This window comes from Paenibacillus sp. SEL3 (genome assembly GCF_054602585.1).
Map to the genome: position 1 here is coordinate 1,776,667 of NZ_CM137725.1, position 18,851 is coordinate 1,795,517.

Annotated in this window: 16 protein-coding genes; all 16 read right to left on the reverse strand. The window is 47.1% G+C overall.

Annotated features, from left to right (window positions below):
* Positions 1-70 precede the first annotated feature (70 nt).
* Positions 71-985: an RluA family pseudouridine synthase gene (locus tag ACYCS5_RS08305; protein ID WP_340932990.1), complete on the reverse strand. Its 915-nt coding sequence runs from the start codon at positions 983-985 to the stop codon at positions 71-73.
* Entirely contained in the window at positions 982-2,286 is a 1,305-nt protein-coding gene (hemL, locus tag ACYCS5_RS08310) for a glutamate-1-semialdehyde 2,1-aminomutase (protein WP_165148793.1), read from the reverse strand. The genes ACYCS5_RS08305 and hemL overlap by 4 nt, the downstream gene beginning before the upstream one ends.
* A gap of 30 nt (positions 2,287-2,316) precedes the next feature.
* Positions 2,317-3,315, reverse strand: coding sequence for a porphobilinogen synthase (gene hemB / locus ACYCS5_RS08315; RefSeq protein WP_069011262.1), 999 nt, complete (start codon positions 3,313-3,315; stop codon positions 2,317-2,319).
* A 48-nt stretch (positions 3,316-3,363) separates the two neighbouring features.
* Positions 3,364-4,920 (reverse strand): uroporphyrinogen-III C-methyltransferase, encoded by a 1,557-nt coding sequence (cobA, locus tag ACYCS5_RS08320; RefSeq protein ID WP_342425154.1) that lies wholly within the window; start codon positions 4,918-4,920, stop codon positions 3,364-3,366.
* A gap of 4 nt (positions 4,921-4,924) precedes the next feature.
* Positions 4,925-5,851 carry a hydroxymethylbilane synthase gene (gene hemC, locus ACYCS5_RS08325; RefSeq protein ID WP_029518410.1) on the reverse strand — a complete coding sequence of 309 codons (927 nt, stop codon included), beginning with the start codon at positions 5,849-5,851 and terminating at the stop codon, positions 4,925-4,927.
* 1 nt (position 5,852) lies between these two features.
* Complete coding sequence (locus tag ACYCS5_RS08330) at positions 5,853-6,500, reverse strand: precorrin-2 dehydrogenase/sirohydrochlorin ferrochelatase family protein (RefSeq protein WP_069011260.1); 648 nt, start codon at positions 6,498-6,500, stop codon at positions 5,853-5,855.
* An 8-nt stretch (positions 6,501-6,508) separates the two neighbouring features.
* Positions 6,509-7,336: a cytochrome c biogenesis protein CcsA gene (gene ccsA, locus ACYCS5_RS08335; RefSeq protein ID WP_459760922.1), complete on the reverse strand. Its 828-nt coding sequence runs from the start codon at positions 7,334-7,336 to the stop codon at positions 6,509-6,511.
* 16 nt (positions 7,337-7,352) lie between these two features.
* Complete coding sequence (hemA, locus tag ACYCS5_RS08340) at positions 7,353-8,747, reverse strand: glutamyl-tRNA reductase (protein ID WP_459760923.1); 1,395 nt, start codon at positions 8,745-8,747, stop codon at positions 7,353-7,355.
* Between the two features lie 246 nt (positions 8,748-8,993).
* The gene (gene speD, locus ACYCS5_RS08345) at positions 8,994-9,392 is read right to left on the reverse strand and encodes an adenosylmethionine decarboxylase (protein WP_025365654.1); all 399 of its coding nucleotides are present in this window, start codon (positions 9,390-9,392) and stop codon (positions 8,994-8,996) included.
* Between the two features lie 268 nt (positions 9,393-9,660).
* The gene (locus ACYCS5_RS08350; protein ID WP_029518406.1) at positions 9,661-10,248 is read right to left on the reverse strand and encodes a hypothetical protein; all 588 of its coding nucleotides are present in this window, start codon (positions 10,246-10,248) and stop codon (positions 9,661-9,663) included.
* Positions 10,249-10,535: 287 nt separating this feature from the next.
* Positions 10,536-11,147: a ribosome biogenesis GTP-binding protein YihA/YsxC gene (gene yihA / locus ACYCS5_RS08355; protein WP_029518405.1), complete on the reverse strand. Its 612-nt coding sequence runs from the start codon at positions 11,145-11,147 to the stop codon at positions 10,536-10,538.
* A gap of 18 nt (positions 11,148-11,165) precedes the next feature.
* Positions 11,166-13,502: an endopeptidase La gene (gene lon, locus ACYCS5_RS08360; RefSeq protein ID WP_023989969.1), complete on the reverse strand. Its 2,337-nt coding sequence runs from the start codon at positions 13,500-13,502 to the stop codon at positions 11,166-11,168.
* 110 nt (positions 13,503-13,612) lie between these two features.
* Entirely contained in the window at positions 13,613-15,340 is a 1,728-nt protein-coding gene (gene lonB, locus ACYCS5_RS08365) for an ATP-dependent protease LonB (protein WP_029518404.1), read from the reverse strand.
* Positions 15,341-15,558: 218 nt separating this feature from the next.
* Positions 15,559-16,677: a flavodoxin-dependent (E)-4-hydroxy-3-methylbut-2-enyl-diphosphate synthase gene (ispG, locus tag ACYCS5_RS08370; protein WP_025718670.1), complete on the reverse strand. Its 1,119-nt coding sequence runs from the start codon at positions 16,675-16,677 to the stop codon at positions 15,559-15,561.
* Between the two features lie 110 nt (positions 16,678-16,787).
* Positions 16,788-18,044, reverse strand: a complete 1,257-nt coding sequence (gene clpX, locus ACYCS5_RS08375; RefSeq protein ID WP_013311623.1) for an ATP-dependent protease ATP-binding subunit ClpX — start codon at positions 18,042-18,044, stop codon at positions 16,788-16,790.
* 12 nt (positions 18,045-18,056) lie between these two features.
* On the reverse strand, positions 18,057-18,647 hold the full coding sequence (gene clpP / locus ACYCS5_RS08380; protein ID WP_016324659.1) for an ATP-dependent Clp endopeptidase proteolytic subunit ClpP: 591 nt from the start codon (positions 18,645-18,647) through the stop codon (positions 18,057-18,059).
* Positions 18,648-18,851 lie beyond the last annotated feature (204 nt).

Sequence of the window (18,851 nt, forward strand, 5' to 3'; positions counted from 1 at the left end):
ACGGAAACTCCATATTGCAAACCGTTTCTAGGTTCAAGTATATGCGCCAAAATAGAAGGCATGCCATCTTTTATAGCTGTTTGTGCAGCTTTTGAAAATCATCCGGCCAAGCATCCTCCACAGTAATCGTTTCGCCACTCAGCGGATGACAGAAGGTAAGACGCTCTCCGTGTAGCGCCTGCCTGCCAAAATCAGTAGCACGCCCCCCGTATAATACATCCCCAAGCAACGGGTAGCCAGCATGACTAAGATGTACGCGAATCTGGTGCGTCCGTCCTGTCTCCAGCGTCAGATATACGAGACTCACTGCACTTGAACCGCTTCCCCATACTTCCCCGAGTTCAATATGGGTAACCGCCTTCTGCCCAGTCGGAGATACACGACGGCGCTGCTTATGATGCCTGTCCTTGCCAATCGGCCAATCCAACGTTCGCAGCGATGGAGGTACTTCCCCTCGTACCAAAGCTACATACCGGCGGTCGATATCCTTAGCTCTCATTTGCTCGTCCAGCTTGAGCAACGCAAACTCATTTTTGGCATATAGCACCGGGCCCGTCGTATCCACATCCAGACGATGTACATGCCGTACCACCGCATGAATGCCATTCATCTCATAGTAGGATGCGACAGCATGATCCAACGTCAGCGGACCATCCTGCACACCACCGTCCGGATGTACTGCCATACCTGCTGGTTTATGTACTACCAGACAAAAATCATCTTCATACAGTACCTTCAAATCATACCAGCGAGGGGTGATGCCAAGGTTCATTACAGGAAAAAGGGCCAGCCGTAGCCGGTCCCCTGTAAGTTCAATCTCTTTATCATGGCGCAGTCTGCGCCACAGCTTTTCCGGTAATTCCAAACGATTCAGCAACCACTGATCTACAGCATCAGCGCTGTTTTTTTCCTCGTCTGTGATTTCCCGTCCTGGCGTGACTTCCAGCCACGGTCCTCTTCTTTTCCAGCCACCTTGCCAGCTCATAGACGTTTGAGCGCGCGATAGTTCGCCTCAATGGTGGCATCAATATCCTCTACCGTATGCACGCCCGATACAAACATACCCTCAAATTGAGATGGTGCTACACTGACTCCCTCATTCACCATTTCAGTAAAGTAACGACGGAAGTGGTCCTGATTACTCGTTTTAGCTGTATCAAAATTGACAACCTTTTCTTCTGTAAAAAATGGACAAACCATGGAACCCACGCGATTGATCATGACAGGGATACCTAGCTCGTTCGCATTACGTTCGAATCCGGCTTGAAGTCGTGCTGCCCGCTCTTCCAAGCGATCGTATACTTCTGGCGTCAGCAATTTAAGTGTCGAATAACCTGCTGCCATAGCCAGCGGATTTCCGCTAAGCGTACCCGCTTGATAAATGGGCCCCGATGGAGCAATCCGCTCCAGAATATCACGACGTCCGCCGTAAGCACCTACAGGGAGTCCACCACCAATCACTTTACCCAAACAGGTAAGATCCGGTGTCACACCAAAGCGACCTTGAGCCGAATGAAGTCCAACCCGGAATCCAGTCATCACTTCATCAAAAATCAGCAGACTTCCGTACTGCTGGGTTACCTCACGCAAACCTTCCAAAAATCCAGGCTGTGGCGGTACAACTCCCATATTGCCTGCTACTGGCTCGACAATAATTGCGGCAATCTCTTCGCCAAATTTCTCAAAAGCTAGCTTCACCGAAGCTAGATCATTATAAGGGACAGTGATTGTATGGGTGGCCACAACTTCAGGCACACCGGGACTATCGGGCAAGCCTAATGTGGCAACACCAGAGCCTGCTTTAATCAGCAAGCTGTCCGCATGACCGTGATATGATCCCTCAAATTTAAGGATTTTACTACGGCTCGTAAATCCGCGTGCGAGTCGAATCGCACTCATAGTCGCCTCAGTTCCGGAGTTAACCATACGTACAATGTCCATAGAAGGAACACGCTCACATACGAGCTTGGCCATTTCGGTTTCTGCCAACGTTGGTGCGCCGAAGCTGGTTCCTTTTACAACAGCAGCCTGTAAAGCTTTAACCACTTCGGGATGTGCATGGCCCATAATAAGCGGTCCCCATGAACATACATAGTCTAAATAGGATTGACCATCAATATCATATACGCGCGATCCTTCGCCATGGTCGATATACACAGGTGTAATTCCAACAGATTTAAAAGCCCGTACCGGGCTGTTTACGCCACCCGGAATGTATTGTTTTGCCTCATCAAAGGCTACTTTGGAGTTCGTATCCTTGCGCACTGTTCGTTGTTCGTCGATCATTCTGACCACTCCTATCTTCTGAAAATAGACTTATTGCTTCAACCATCTTGCCGCATCCTTGGCCGAATAGGTAATAATCATATCTGCACCCGCACGCTTCATACTTGTCAAAATCTCTAGCACCATTGCTTTTTCATCAATCCAGCCTTGAAGAGCCGCTGCCTTGACCATGGCATATTCACCACTAACGTTGTAAGCCACCATAGGCAGATCAAATTGATCCTTAATCGTGCGCATTACGTCAAGATAAGAAAGGGAAGGCTTCACCATCAGCATATCTGCCCCCTCCAGCACATCAGATTCTGCTTCTCGCAATGCTTCACGTGCATTAGCAGGATCCATCTGATAGGATTTGCGGTCACCAAACTGCGGCGCAGAATCTGCGGCCTCCCGGAAAGGACCGTAAAAAGCAGACGCATATTTGACGGAATACGACATAATTGGAATATGTGAAAAGCCTTCTAGATCCAACCCCTGCCGAATCGCCTGTACAAAACCGTCCATCATATTAGATGGCGCGATAATATCTGCACCAGCTCTGGCCTGAGATACAGCTGTACGTACCAGCACCTCCAGAGATTCATCATTCAATACCTCACCGCATACCTCACCATCATGCTCATGCATGTGCACCATACCGCAGTGTCCATGGTCCGTAAACTCACACAAACAAGTGTCAGCCACAACCAGCAGTTCGGGATAACGCGACTTGATCAGACGAGTAGCTTCCTGAACAATACCATCGTCCACAAAAGCCGAAGTCCCTACGCTGTCTTTGGTTTCTGGGATGCCAAATAGGAGCACAGCGGGAATGCCGAGCTCACTAATCTCTTTCAGTTCTTCCTCCAGCCGATCCAGAGAAAAACGGTATACACCTGGCATAGAGCTAATTTCCTGTTTCACCCCAGTGCCAAATGTTACGTAGATCGGTTGGATAAAATCAGTGGGATTCAATACGGTCTCACGCACCATACTGCGGATTGCAGCCGACTGGCGCAAACGGCGATGTCTGGTAAAAGGAACACTCATGATTACAAACCTCCATTTTTTATACATTCATTAGTAAAAACAAAAAAATTATAATGTCATAACAGTACTTGAACGTTTCCACTCACACAACGATTGGATCAGACTTTCAATGGTCGCCTTCTCTGACATAAAACTTACAGTCAAGCCGGCTTGGGTAGCTGTCTCACCGGTCAAAGGACCTATCACAGCAATCGTAACTCCCTCCAGCAGCGACACCGGATCATGGATCCCCATTTGTCTGAGGGCTTCTAAGAAAAAGGTTACAGTTGAGGAACTGGTAAACGTAATCGCATGAATGGCACGCTCCTGAAGCAGCTTGAGAAGTTCATCATCCTGTGTGTTGGCTGCTAGCACCGTTTGATACAAATCAGCCTCGGTCACATGAAGTCCCATCTCCCTCAGCTTTTCTGGCAGCCACGGCCGAGCTAGATCACCTCTTGGGAGAAATACGTTCTGCCCTGCCTGCAAATCCTGCTCAAATCCTTCGAGCAAGCCCTCTGCCTGAAATGGGCCCTCGATCTGTTCTGCCACAATTCCGTGCGTCCGAAGCGCGGCTGCTGTAGCCGGTCCGACTGCGGCAATACGCGCTTTGAACAGCATACGTACGTCCTTGCCCTGTTCCTTTAAGTGCGTGAAAAAGTATTCCACTCCATTAACGCTGGTAAAAAACACCCAATCATATTCTGGCAGTCGCGCAAATGCCTCTTTAATTTCCTGTTTGGTTGGCTCGTCCGAAGGGGCGACCGTCTGAATAACTGGAAATTCATAAGGCTCGCCACCAAGCTCTTCTATCCGATGGACCAGACTGCTGGCCTGCGCACGCGCGCGAGTAACCAAAATTCGCTTGCCAAACAAAGGCATGTCCTCAGCCCATTTTAACTGTTCACGTTGATTGACCACTTCTCCGACAACGATGACGGCGGGAGGCTGAAAATTCGCAGCCTTCACCTTAGCTTCAATATCCGCAAGCGTACCCACCAGCGTATCCTGCTCGGCACGGGTTCCCCAGCGGATCAAGGCAACAGGAGTATTTGATGGCTTGCCGTGTTTTATCAGCTGTTCACTGATATAGCCAATCTTTGCTACACCCATCATAAAGATCAGTGTGCCCGTTGCGTTCGTCACTTTATCCCAATGAATACTTTTGTCGAGTTTATCCGGACTTTCATGACCTGTAATGATAGATAGCGATGAGGCCATATCCCGGTGTGTGACTGGAATCCCCGCATAGGCGGGCACACTGATTGCTGATGTGATGCCGGGTATAATTTCATAGGAAATACCATGTTTACGCAGTAGCCCGGCTTCCTCGCCGACTCGTCCAAATATAGTAGGGTCTCCCCCTTTAAGACGAACAACTGTTTTTCCTTCCAAGGCCAAATCCACCAACAGCTGATTAATTTCCTCTTGCTTCATAGTGTGACGATCTGGCAACTTTCCAACATATATTTTTTGGGCCTCTGGCTTCATCAATCCCAAAAGGCGCGGGCTTGCCAGTCTGTCGTACACAATGACATCGCCCAATTGAATGCATTCCCAACCCTTGACCGTAATTAATCTTGCGTCTCCGGGTCCTGCACCTACCAAATATACTTTTCCTGCCATGCTATCATCCCCTCACCTGCGCCAGAATCTGTTCTGCTCCTTTGGCTATCAAACTGGCCGCCACCGCTTCTCCCAGCTTTTGCGGATCATTTCCCTGGAGCGTTTCCTTCAAAATAACCTCGCCATCTGGCGAGCCTACCATGCCCGTAAGGCTGATTTCTTGACCAGCCCAGACGGCATGAGCCCCGATCGGCACTTGGCACCCCCCATTTAACACGCCCAAAAAGGTTCGTTCTGCCGCAACGGTAGCCGAGGTATCCCGGTCGTTGTAAAGGCGCAGCAAGGCCAATAGCTCTTCATCACTCGCGCGACATTCAATACCCAGCGCTCCCTGCCCAACCGCCGGCAAACAGTCTTCTTCCGGTATATAGGATGTAATTCGATCTTTCCAGCCCATCCGATGCAAACCTGCTGCCGCCAAAATGATAGCGTCAAAACCTTCCGTCTCCAGCTTTTTCAGACGGGAATCAATATTCCCACGCACAGGCTCCAATTGTAGATCAGGTCGCATGGACTTGATTTGACTGGCTCTGCGCAGGCTACTCGTGCCCACCTTTGCCCCTTGAGGCAATTCCTCCAGGCTCTCGGCGCCCAATGTGATCAGGCAATCACGTGGATCCTCACGACGCGGTACAGCGCCGTTGACAAGCCCTTCCGGCAATTCGGAAGGCATATCCTTCATACTATGTACTGCCATATCAATCTCACCAGCCAGCATGGCCTGTTCAATCTCTTTGACAAAAAGCCCTTTGCCACCCACTTTGGACAAGGTTACATCCAATATTCGATCACCCTTGGTCAGGATTTTCTTTACGACAAATTGCAAATCCATTCCATGCTCCGCGCATAGCGCGTTCAAATCTTCAATGACATGCCCGGTCTGAGTTAACGCCAGCGCACTCTGTCTGCTGCCTACCACAATTGTTCGCATGTTATTCCTCCTGATTTTGCGCAATCCACAGGTCTATTTGTTGTTCGGTCCAAGCCATAAATTCATGACGGCGTATTTGATCCAAAATTCCGCTACTCGCCAAGCGCCTCAGTAGTTTAGTCCTTTGCTGTGGGGAACTTATCTTACGTTTGATGATCTGTCGCATATCGTGCATGAAATCCAGATATGGCTCGTATTCGCTACCAAACAACGTATCCAAGGCTGATGTAATATCAGCGGTCACAGCGGGGCCTGCCCCTTCTGTAGAGATACTAATCGTCAGTCTCCCTCGTCGGATGATGCCCGGCGTTATAAAATCTCCCTCTTCCGAGCGATCCGCCACATTTACCAGTATACCCCTTTGTCTGGCCTCATGCGCAACCTTATTATTCACTTCTCTCTGGTTCGTAGCGGCATATACAAGAAAGGCTCCCTGGAGGTCACCCTCGCGATATACGCGATTTACCCAGTGGAGCTGCTTGTGATCGGCCAGGACCTGTAAATCCGGCGTTATATTCGGGCTAATGAGGGTAATGGACGCCCCACTTTCCATCATCCCCTTAACCTTTCGTTCCGCAATCCTGCCGCCGCCTACAATACAACAGATCTTATTGTTACAATTCAACGAAATCGGGACAAAATGCTGCAAATGGCTTTTCACTCTCCCGTCCACTGATGAAATACAGACCAGGAATTCAGCAAAAAATTAAGAATCAATAGCGTGTAGCCCACCAATGCCCACTTTGCCATCACAAGCCCTGAACGCTGATTCAATCTTTTGCTCACTAAAAATATAATATACACACACAGGGCAATCGCTGTCATCAGCACCTTGGTATCTAGCAAGAAAAGCCAGCGTTCCTCAGCAATAATAGAAATAACGGCAACTACAATAGAGACTCCCAGCAAAGGAGTACCAATCAACAGCGCCATATGCGTATACCGATCCATCATTTCCAGACTCGGCAGGCGTCTGATCGTGTCATTCCATTTCTTTACTTTCAATTTACGATGCAAAAACAGATATAACCCCGAAAATACAGCTGCTACCGTCATCGCTACAAAACCAAGATTAGCCAGCGCAATATGAATCAGGAGCAGCCCATGCACGGTATGCCAATTTCCAAGTGGATTGTCGAGAGGCTCCATCCATATATTGTTGAGCACCAGCACTGCAAAACTAATAATATTAAGCAGCAATACCGCAAATTCGGAACGCTGATAACGTGTCAAAATCAAAGAAATCAGCACTAAAATAACTGAAAACAGAAATAGAAAATCGTAGGTCACGAAAATAGGAAGGTGCCCTTCATTCCAGGTTCTTATCCCCATATAAGCAAGCTGGAGCACCAGAACGACAACAAGAAGCCCTGTACCTGTCCGTTTAGCATTCGCATTGCGACGAATCCCATCCGAGAATACAAACAGAAGGCTCAGGGCAAAAACATAAATCATTGAATCATATATAAGCATGCCTGAAGCCACGTCTGTTCACCCACTTTTACAGGCTGGCCGGCGCAAACGACGCTGGCAAAGCCTGAGCCTGAACGGTTTTTTCATGAACACCGGCTTCCGGTTTTATTAACGCAGATGCATCGCTTTTATCTACTTTCTGAGCGGCGTCATCCAAACGATCCTCCAGAGCAAAAATGTGGCTAAACATGTCTAGGGCCTCATTCCCCTGTTTTTGGACAGCCAGTTCCTTTACCCGATTGATCGGATCATGCATCATCTGGTTCAGCATGCTCTTCGTCAAACGGCTAATCACTTTGCGTTGCCGTTCATCCAGCTCGGGAAGCTTATTGAACAAGCTTTCCAACGTATCCTGATGTACAGACTCCGCTTTTTCCTGTAATGCACGAATCACCGGACGCACTCCCATCGTTTTCAACCATTGATAAAACTCGCTAAGCTCATCTTCGATCATATGCTCGATTTTTGTAGCTTCGGTACGGCGCATTTCCAAATTGCTCTCCACGATCCCTTCCAGATCATCAATATCGTACAGGAAAACATTCTGTAATTCACCAATAGCCGGGTCGAGATCACGCGGAACCGCAATATCAATCATAAACAAAGGACGGGACTGTCGACGTTTCATACTTGCTTCAACCCGAGCCCGATCCAGAATATACCCCTGGGCACCTGTCGAGCTAATAACAATATCCACGTCCGCCAACCGATTCATGCCTTCCTCCATCGTAACCGGCGTTCCATGGAACTTGGAGGCAAGGTCTTCCGCACGGGACAAGGTTCGGTTGGCTACAATAACCTCGGCTGCTCCGCCGCTGTACAAATGCTTAACCGTAAGTTCACTCATTTTACCAGCACCGAGAATCAGTACCTTTTTATCGGTAAACATCCCGAAAATCCGTTTGCCTAGCTCAACTGCTGCATAGCTGACAGATACGGCACTTTCTCCAATAGATGTCTCTGAATGGGCACGCTTGCCCAATGTGACGGCCTGCTTAAACAACATATTAAACCACGTTGCCGTAATTTTCTGGGATTGAGCCTGAAGAAAAGCGTTCTTTACCTGTCCCAAAATTTGTGTTTCTCCGATTACCATAGAATCAAGACCACAAGTCACACGGAACAAATGCCGAATCGCCTGCTCGTCCTCATATATATATAAATGTTGTGTAAATTGATCACGCGGAATGCCAAACCATTGCTCCATAAAACTGCGTATAAAATAGCCGCACATGTGAAGGCGGTCCACTACAACATATATTTCAGTCCGATTGCAGGTTGCGACAACTACGCCCTCCAACACACTTTTGGTAAGTTTGAGTTGCTCCAGCGCTTTTGGCAAATCTTGTTCTGCAAATGTAAAACGCTCTCTGACTTCCACAGGCGCCGTACGATAATTCAACCCAACAACGACGATGTGCATTGCAAATTCACCTGCCTAAACTGTAATAAGAATAACCACTGTTATCATAAACTATGTTAATTATATCACAGAAGTCCGAATCTCCTCCGGCTGTTTTATGAATTGTTTATGAAAATTGAATAGCTTTCATGAAACCAGCACGTTCTGTATGATTTGATTTAGTGTAGACCACTTTTAAAACAAATAACCACGGAAATGTTCCATGGCTATAATATAGGACGCACAAACGGCTCCATAAAAAACGATTTACACTAACTCAGCCAGCTTGCACTCTGGTGATTCCACCTGAAGTTCTCCCAAGCCGCGAATCAGCTTTTTCGCATATGTTTTTTTCGGTTTTAGAACGGATACCAGGTAATCAATAGCCAGCTGCGGATCGACAGTCTCACCGCAAGTATAACAATCAATAGCGGCAAACCCTCTCTCAGGATACGTATGAATAGAGAGATGACTCTCCGACAACAGTACAAGCACGGTAGCTCCCTGTGGTTCGAACTGCTTGGATTGAACGGACATCACCGTTGCTCCGCAAGCTTCAGCTGCTTCAACTAATTGAGCCTCCAAAAACTGCGCATCATTCAGTAATTCAAACTCAACACCCCAAGTATCTACGGCAACGTGTCTTCCGAAAGTTGAGTACTCCAATTCCATCTTTCGGTTCCCCCTTCCTAGGAATAAAATGTTTGGAAAAATTTCATCCGCTAGGACCTACGTCATTCACTTCCCGAGGGAATAACCTCTCGCAACATTCAATGTCCTGAGTGAATCCTGGTTCCTACATTTCATTTTCAACGAGATTAAAAATAACATCTATGTGCAGCAAATGCAATCATTTTTTAAGAATAAAAAAGCCTATTTCGGTAAAGAAAGGGACTACACGGCATAACGATTCATTCCATATATTCATGCCTTATTAAGCTTCCAGTGCAAATAATTTTGAGCAACTCATTCGAAGCTTGTGGTCAATCTGTTCCAACTCCGAGAAAGTACGCGCCAAATTCCGCTGGTCAAGCAACGAATTAATGAGATGATATACGTCAGATATTTCATTTTCGACGTTCTGATGCTGAAAAAGCTGTTGCAATTCCTGCACCGTATTTTTATATTCGAATACCAGCCTGGAGCCTCCGGCATTCTTCTCCATAATTTTACGAACCGTACCTTCATTATAAAAATACACCATAGTGAATCCTTGATACATTCGGTAAACGATGCCTTCGCCCTTAAAACGAACAAAAAGTTTGCGTATAAACAGGGTTAGTTGCGGATGAATTAAGCGACAAGTCAATTCACACACAAACGCTCCCTCTTTGGCTTCAAAAAACAAATGAACTTCCTCACCCGCACTATGCTCCAGAACGATTTCCTGTCTTCCGTTATCTAGAACTTTAATATAGTAATGCACCTGGGGATCATCCACTGCCCGCAAAAATTCGTCCATTTGGGTTTCCGACAAGGTCAAAGTGGTTTTAACATACTCTGTGGCTAACCGCTGAGCCATACCCATCTCCTCAATTCTTTCCTGAACCTATAAGTTTAAGCTTTAAATTTATTATACATCAGACCTAAAGTGCTTTTCTTGCACATCAAATCATAAATTCCCGCCATACATCGGAAATAAACGCAAAATGATGGGGTTGAGACTGCATTATCCCCCATATACTCACTTTTCGGCTTAAAATCCACGAGTTCTTTTTGTTATTATATATTATTCCCACCTATTTAGTAAGTTTATTTTTTTGAAGCCCGAACCATGAAAAAAGGACGTCCTCAAGGACGTCCCTAGCCTTACAATTCCGTCTGCTCTTCTTCGTCATTCTCTATATAGCTGGAGATGACAGACCACAGCTCTTCCTTGCCCATACCTTCTTCGGATGAAAAGGGGATAAACAATCCCCCGGGAAGTATTCCGAGTTCCTGCTTGATTACCTTGTAATGCTTTTCTCGCCGCGTTTTAGGGATTTTATCTGCCTTCGTGCCTACAACACATACGGGAAGCCCGTTATGACGTAGCCAATCATACATCATGATATCGTCCTTGGACGGCGGATGGCGCAAATCTACCATTTGAAGCACCAGTTTGAGTGGCTCACGCTCCAGCAAATAAGACTCAATCATCTGCCCCCAAGCCTTGCGGGACGTTTTGGATACCTTGGCGTAACCGTAACCGGGAAAATCGACAAAATAGAGATCATCATTAATCCGGTAATAATTGAGTTGCTGGGTTTTACCTGGCGTAGAACTGGTACGCGCCAAATTTTTACGGTTAATCAACCGATTAATCAATGAAGACTTTCCTACATTGGAGCGCCCCGCCAGAGCAATCTCTGGCAAAGCGTCCACAGGAAACTGATCGGGACCAACCGCACTTATTATAAATTCTGCTTTTGTTACTTTCATTGTGTCCTTAATTCCTCTCTAATGTACCCTTGCCTGCTCAACCAAAGCATGCTTTAGCACCTGATCCATATGGGCAACGGGGACAAATTCAACATCCTGCCGGATACTGTCGGGAATATCCTTTAAATCCCGTTCATTATCTTTGGGAAGCAGAATTTTTTTGTAGCCTGCCCGGTGGGCAGCCAGCGACTTCTCTTTTAAACCACCAATCGGCAATACACGGCCGCGCAGAGTAATTTCGCCCGTCATAGCCACATCCTTGGATACATGACGGTTGGTCAAAGCTGAAATTAACGCGGTAGCAATAGTAATTCCCGCAGATGGACCATCCTTCGGAATCGCACCCTCAGGAATATGAATGTGGATATCATTTTTCTCATAAAAGTCTAGTTCAATGCCCAGATCAACTGCTTTGGAACGGGTGTAGCTGAATGCCGCCTGTGCAGATTCCTTCATAACGTCTCCCAGTTTACCCGTAAGAATCAGTTTACCACTACCAGGTACGACCGTCACTTCAATCATCAGTGTTTCACCACCGACCTCTGTCCATGCCAAGCCTGTAACCGTACCGATCTGATCCTCCAGTTCTGCAACACCGTAACGGAATTTAGCGATACCCAGATAATCCTTCAGATTATCCGGTGTGATTTGAATTGGTCCTTCGCCACCAGATACAACGGACTTCGCCGCCTTGCGGCACAGAGAAGCCATTTGCTGCTCAAGATTCCGCACACCGGATTCACGCGTATATTCGCGAATGACACGCAGTAGCGTATCCTCCCCGATAACCAGTTGTTCCTCGTCCAAGCCATGCTCTCTCTTCTGCTTGGGCAATAGGTACCGATTGGCGATTTCCAGCTTCTCCAGTTCGGTGTAGCCAGGAATATAGAGCGTCTCCATGCGGTCCATTAGCGGACGCGGGATGTTGTGTGCAGCATTGGCTGTCGTTACAAACATCACATTGGACAGGTCAAACGGCAGCTCAACAAAATGGTCACTGAACGTATTGTTTTGTTCAGGATCAAGCACTTCGAGCAATGCCGCCGATGGATCTCCTCGAAAATCGGAAGCCATTTTATCAATCTCATCCAGCAAAAATACTGGATTAGACGTTCCTGCGGTCTTCATCCCCTGAATGATCCGCCCCGGCATCGCACCAACATAAGTCCGACGGTGACCGCGGATTTCCGCTTCATCCCGCACACCTCCGAGAGAGATGCGGACAAATTCCCGACCCATGGATTTGGCAATCGAACGGGCCAACGAGGTCTTGCCGACCCCTGGCGGACCCACGAGACACAGAATCGGTCCCTTAATGGTCTTCACCAGCTTGCGTACAGCCAAATACTCCAATACACGCTCCTTGGGTTTATCCAATCCGTAGTGGTCGTTATTAAGTACCTCTTCAGCTTTGACGATATCCAGATCATCATCGGTAAACTTGTTCCATGGCAAGCTTAACAACCAATCCACATAATTACGGATGACGCCACCCTCGGCAGAGCTTGCCGGCATTTTTTCCAGACGATCGATTTCCTTTTCGACCTTCTCCTTCACCGGAACAGGCAACTCCAGTTCACTTAGCTGGTTGCGCAGTTCTTCAACTTCTCCCGCGCGACCTTCCTTCTCGCCAAGTTCCTTCTGAATTGCCTTCATTTGTTCACGCAGATAATACTCCTTCTGCGTCTTTTCCATCTGCTTCTTCACACGCTGGTTGATTTTACGTTCCAGCTCCAGTACTTCACGCTCATTGTTCAAAATATCCAGAAGCTTCTCCAGACGCTGAGTAACGTCGATCGTCTCCAGTATATCCTGCTTTTCCTTAATTTTGAGCGTCAAATGACTTGTGATTACGTCTGCTAGCCGTCCCGGCTCCTCAATATCCGATACCGCAGCGAGAGTCTCCGGTGTTACCTTTTTGGACAAGTTGATATAATGCTCGAACTGAGTTAATACAGTGCGCATTAGCGCATCCGTCTCAGGCTGTACGTTTTCTGCCTCGTGCAGCTCCTTCGCCATTACCTCGTAATATTCTTCATTGTCCGTATATTGAATAATCTCGGCCCGTTCCAGCCCTTCCACCAATACTCGAATGGTTCCATTAGGAAGTTTGAGCATCTGGCGTACCTTGGCTACCGTGCCGACTCGAAAGATGTCCTCTTGTGTAGGTTCTTCAATATTTACTTCTGATTGAGAACACAGGAGAATCAAATTGTCTTCAACCATCGCTTTTTCCAAAGCCTTGACCGATTTTTCCCGGCCCACATCGAGATGCAGAACCATACTCGGGTAGACCAGAAGCCCTCTTAAAGGCAGCAAAGGAAAACGACGACCTTTTGTCTTGGTGGGTCCCATCGCTTTCGCACCTCCAGTGATTCTCAGGTTCCGGATTTTACAATCCTCAAGTTGTTATCTTTCATATTTTATCAAATGTTTTATGAAAAAACCAATGAAAGGGTGGTTCATCAGCAAGATCCTGTATCTGATATCGTCCCGTTATGCGTTCCATCAGCCTGTAACAAGGAAGATTGGGATGGGCGAAAAGTCTCAATTGGCGCATGTACAGGCGAATCCGACGTTATCTCTTCCCCGAACACATGTCGGAACACTTCGGTAACCGACTGTACGGGAATCACCTTTAAACCCTCAATGCTGTCAAAAAGAGCTTGCCAGTTGTCCTGCGGAATGATCACTTTTTTGGCTCCTGCCTGAAAAGCGGCTTCAACCTTGGCTAATACACCACCAATCGGTTTGACACGACCATGGATGCTAATTTCGCCAGTCATTGCAATTTCATGATCCACCGGAATTCCCCGCATCGCGGAAGCAATGGCTGTTGCCATCGCAATTCCTGCGGACGGGCCATCTACCGGCGTACCCCCAGGGAAATTGATATGCAAATCGTAATTCGACGGAGACAATCCGAGCGTACGCAAAACGGTTAGAACATTTTCTACAGAACCTTTAGCCATGCTCTTACGGCGCAGTGTACGGGACCCGCCTCCGATTTCTTCCTCATCCACAACCCCCGTAATATTATAGCTGCCCTTTCCCTCAGGAACCGGAACTGCTGTAACTTCAATTTCAAGCAGCATCCCCATGTTCGGGCCATATACAGCTAATCCGTTAACAAATCCGATTTGCGGCAAGCCTGGTATTTTTCGGTCAGGACGCGGTTGAATTTGACTACTGCCCGCTACCCATTCGACGTCGGAAGCATTGAGACATTCCCTTTTCTCGGTAAGTGCCAAACCAGCAGCCAGCTGGATCATATTGACCGCCTCCCGACCGTTCGTTGCGTAACGCTGTACAACTTCTACCGCCTCAGGACAAGGGCCAAAGCCTAGCTTGTGGACGGCATCCTCTGCAATACGAGCAATCTCCTGTGGCTGCAAGGCACGGAAATAAATCTCCATGCACCGGGAGCGAATCGCAGGTGGCAGTTCATGCGGCGAACGGGTCGTCGCACCCACCAAACGAAAATCGGCTGGCAAACCGTTTTGGAAAATATCGTGGATATAAGCAGGAGTATTCGAATCTTCCGAGTTGTAATACGCACTCTCCAAAAATACCTTGCGATCCTCCAGTACTTTCAAGAGTTTATTCATCTGCGTTGGATGCAGCTCACCAATCTCATCAATGAACAGCATCCCCCCATGCGCCTTCGTCACAGCTCCGGGTTTAGGTTGTGGGATACCCGCTACCCCCATCGCTCCTGCCCCTTGATAGATTGGATCATGCACTGAACCTATCAGCGGGTCTGCAATACCGCGCTCATCAAAGCGGGCCGTCGTAGCATCAATCTCCGTGAATTTGGCGTCTCCCTTGAACGGAGAGGACAGATTCTTCTTAGCCTCTTCCAGCACAACGCGTGCAGCAGCTGTCTTCCCTACACCCGGCGGGCCATAAATAATGACATGCTGCGGATTCGCACTACATAACGCAGCCTTGAGCGCGCGCAGTCCATCCTTCTGACCCACGATATCCTGTAATGTGGCAGGACGTGTGCGTTCAGCCAACGGCTTGGTAAGTGAAATAGAACGCAATTTGCGTAGCTTATCCAATTCCTTGCGGGATTCCCGATCCACCGCACTACGGTTCGTTTTCTGGCTCCGCAGGAGGTTCCAGAAATACAGACCAATAACAATCCCGAAAAACATTTGCACCAATAACAAAATCATAGTCAAGTCCATCGTATTTCCTCCGTTTCTCATCTCAGCAATTTTAAAAATGCCGCTCTATGAAAAACAGTATTTCCTTTTCCGCGATAGCTAAACGGCGGTCTTTCAAAAGATCAGAGAGAAATACAAAAACACCGCGAAGAACAGTTCTGTAGCAGAGCTGCTCTCCACGGCGTTTAAATGATGACAATAGATTATGACTATGCCTCTTTATAATAACTGCTTTTTGCCTACACCTTCTCGGCGGTATGACGTTCTTCACGTCCAGGTATTTTCCCTGTTTCCTCATATGCTTTGACGATGATATCAATTTCTTTTTTCAATTCGTCCACCATATCAGCCTCAGGTACTTTGCGAATCATTTTTCCATAACGGAACAAAAGGCCTTCACCGCGCGCTCCGGCAATTCCAATATCAGCTTCCTTCGCTTCACCCGGGCCATTTACTGCACAACCCAGTACTGATACTTTAATCGGTACCTTGAGTTTTGCAATGTAGTCTTCTACCTCGTTGGCAATAGAGAACAGATCAATATCCAGACGTCCGCAAGTCGGACAAGAAATCAATGTAGCTGCGTTTGTGATTAATCCAAACGTCTTGAGCAACTCACGGGCTACCTTCACTTCTTCCACCGGATCAGCACTAAGTGAAATACGCATTGTGGAGCCGATGCCTGATGCTAGCAAAGCGCCCATACCTGCCGCGCTTTTAACTGTACCCGTAAAGAGTGTACCCGCTTCGGTAATACCCAGATGGAGCGGATACTTAATAATTTCAGCGGCCTTCGTATAAGCAGCAATCGCCATAGGAACATCAGACGCCTTCAGTGACACGATAATGTCATGGAAATCAAGTTCTTCCAGTATCCCGATATGATACAGCGCACTTTCTACCATCGCTTCTGGCGTAGGGTAGCCATACTTATCAAGTAAATGCTGTTCCAATGACCCGGCATTCACACCAATTCGAATCGGAATCCCTTTTTCCTTACATGCCTTCACGACAGCTTCTACTTTTTCACGTCGTCCTATGTTACCTGGATTAATGCGAACTTTATCAATCCCATTTTCAATTGCCAGTAGAGCCAGCTTGTGATTAAAGTGAATATCTGCAACTAGCGGAATATGAATCCGTTTTTTAATTTCCTTAATGGCTGCGGCAGCTTCCTCATTGTTGACGGTAACCCGCACCAGTTGACATCCGGCTTCTTCCAAGCGAAGAATCTCGGCTACAGTTGCTTCCACATCTGCTGTTTTAGTTGTACACATGCTTTGGATGATGACTTCATTGCTGCCGCCAATCGTCAGATTCCCGACTTTAACGGGACGTGTGTCTTGTCTTAAGAACATGTACTTTTCTCTCCCATTAACGCCAAACCTCCACCCCTTAAAACCTCATACAGGTTTAGTGAAGTGGAGATCCGGCTTCTCATGTTTTAGAGATCGCGAAGTATCAATCCTTAGGCGCTCTCTTCTTGTTTTTTATCCTTATCTGTACCACCGAGTTCCGGTGCGATTTTGTCTTTTACAACCTGCTCATTGATGACGCAAGTAGTCACATCCTCACGGGAAGGAACCTCATACATTACGTCCAGCATAATACCTTCGATGATCGCACGAAGGCCACGGGCACCCGTGTTACGCTTGATCGCTTCACGAGCAATGGCTTCCAGAGCATCTTGCTTAAACTCCAGTTGCACATTATCCAGCTCAAGCAGCTTCTGGTATTGCTTGGTTAACGCATTTTTCGGTTCGGACAGAATACGAACCAATGTGTTCTCATCAAGCGGCTCCAGCGTAGAAATTACTGGCAAGCGTCCTACAAATTCCGGTATCAGACCGAATTTCAAAAGATCCTCAGGCAATACCATTGAAGTATATTCGCCTGGTTTCAGATCTTTTTGTTCGCTGGTAGCGTTGAAGCCGATAACCTTTTTACCGATACGACGTTTGATCATTTGCTCCAGACCATCAAAGGCACCACCGCAAATGAACAGGATATTCGTGGTGTCAATTTGAATAAACTCTTGATGTGGATGCTTGCGACCGCCTTGAGGTGGTACAGAAGCAACCGTGCCTTCCAAAATTTTAAGCAACGCCTGCTGTACACCTTCACCCGAAACGTCACGCGTAATGGACGGGTTTTCGGATTTGCGGGCTACTTTATCAATTTCGTCAATGTAGATAATGCCGCGTTCGGCTTTTTCTACATCATAATCGGCAGCTTGAATCAGTTTCAGCAAAATATTTTCAACGTCTTCACCCACATAACCTGCTTCCGTAAGGGAAGTGGCATCTGCGATAGCAAAAGGAACGTTCAAAATTTTAGCCATGGTTTGCGCAAGCAACGTTTTACCCGAACCTGTAGGTCCAAGCATCAAGATGTTACTTTTTTGCAGTTCCACATCATCAATTTTGTTTTGAGTATTAATTCGTTTGTAGTGATTATATACCGCTACAGACAACGATTTTTTCGCTTGATCCTGACCAATAACATATTGGTCCAGAATGTCACGGATTTGCATTGGTTTCGGAATGTCTTTCAGATCTACTTCTTCTTCATGACCCAATTCCTCTTCTACAATCTCCGTACACAACTCAATGCATTCGTCACATATATATACGCCCGGTCCGGCAACAAGCTTGCGAACCTGATCCTGAGATTTACCGCAGAAAGAACATTTCAATTGTCCTTTTTCATCATTAAATTTAAACATAGAGCCACCCCTTTACAGATTAATCGGTTTAGACAGCACCTGGTCAATGATACCGTATGCTTTTGCCTCTTCCGCTTCCATGAAGAAATCCCGGTCAGTATCACGTTCGATTTTTTCGAGGGGCTGACCCGTACGCTCTACATAGATTTGATTCAGCTTAGCACGTGTTTTGATAATCCAGTCCGCATGAATCAGCATATCGGAGGCTTGCCCCTGAATGCCACCAAGTGGCTGATGAATCATGACTTCACTATTGGTAAGCGCGTATCTCTTACCTGGCGCACCCGCTGTTAGCAGCAACGAACCCATACTTGCAGCCATGCCTACACAGATCGTCGATACGTCCGGCTTAATGAATTGCATTGTATCATATATACCCATGCCCGCAGTTACAGAACCGCCTGGCGAGTTAATGTACAAATTAATATCCTTCTCTGGATCTTCCGCAGAAAGGAACAATAGCTGTGCAATGACGAGATTGGCGACATCGTCATCAATCGGGCCACTTAGGAAAATAATACGATCCTTAAGCAACCGCGAGTAAATATCGTAAGATCGTTCTCCTCGATTCGTTTGTTCCACAACCATAGGGACGAGACTCATCACGACCAACCTCTTTTCTTTATTAAAATGAACACCTGTATTCATCCGCTTCCTTATGTCCCATTAAAACGGAAGCAGCAAGCATGAAACGTGAACACCTTACAAAATATTTTAACATGTTCAGAGTCTCGTGTCATATTTGCATGCGCTCATATATGCAGTGCGGGCTATTTACAGTACACTCTGCCGAGACCTTCTCATATT

Bases quoted from the DNA above. Each gene is read 5' to 3' on its own strand.
- ACYCS5_RS08305 (WP_340932990.1), bottom strand. From the start codon at position 985: ATGAGCTGGCAAGGTGGCTGGAAAAGAAGAGGACCGTGGCTGGAAGTC.
- hemL (WP_165148793.1), bottom strand. From the start codon at position 2,286: ATGATCGACGAACAACGAACAGTGCGCAAGGATACGAACTCCAAAGTA.
- hemB (WP_069011262.1), bottom strand. From the start codon at position 3,315: ATGAGTGTTCCTTTTACCAGACATCGCCGTTTGCGCCAGTCGGCTGCA.
- cobA (WP_342425154.1), bottom strand. From the start codon at position 4,920: ATGGCAGGAAAAGTATATTTGGTAGGTGCAGGACCCGGAGACGCAAGA.
- hemC (WP_029518410.1), bottom strand. From the start codon at position 5,851: ATGCGAACAATTGTGGTAGGCAGCAGACAGAGTGCGCTGGCGTTAACT.
- hemA (WP_459760923.1), bottom strand. From the start codon at position 8,747: ATGCACATCGTCGTTGTTGGGTTGAATTATCGTACGGCGCCTGTGGAA.
- ACYCS5_RS08350 (WP_029518406.1), bottom strand. From the start codon at position 10,248: ATGGCTCAGCGGTTAGCCACAGAGTATGTTAAAACCACTTTGACCTTG.
- yihA (WP_029518405.1), bottom strand. From the start codon at position 11,147: ATGAAAGTAACAAAAGCAGAATTTATAATAAGTGCGGTTGGTCCCGAT.
- lon (WP_023989969.1), bottom strand. From the start codon at position 13,502: ATGGGACCCACCAAGACAAAAGGTCGTCGTTTTCCTTTGCTGCCTTTA.
- lonB (WP_029518404.1), bottom strand. From the start codon at position 15,340: ATGGACTTGACTATGATTTTGTTATTGGTGCAAATGTTTTTCGGGATT.
- ispG (WP_025718670.1), bottom strand. From the start codon at position 16,677: ATGTTCTTAAGACAAGACACACGTCCCGTTAAAGTCGGGAATCTGACG.
- clpX (WP_013311623.1), bottom strand. From the start codon at position 18,044: ATGTTTAAATTTAATGATGAAAAAGGACAATTGAAATGTTCTTTCTGC.
- clpP (WP_016324659.1), bottom strand. From the start codon at position 18,647: ATGAGTCTCGTCCCTATGGTTGTGGAACAAACGAATCGAGGAGAACGA.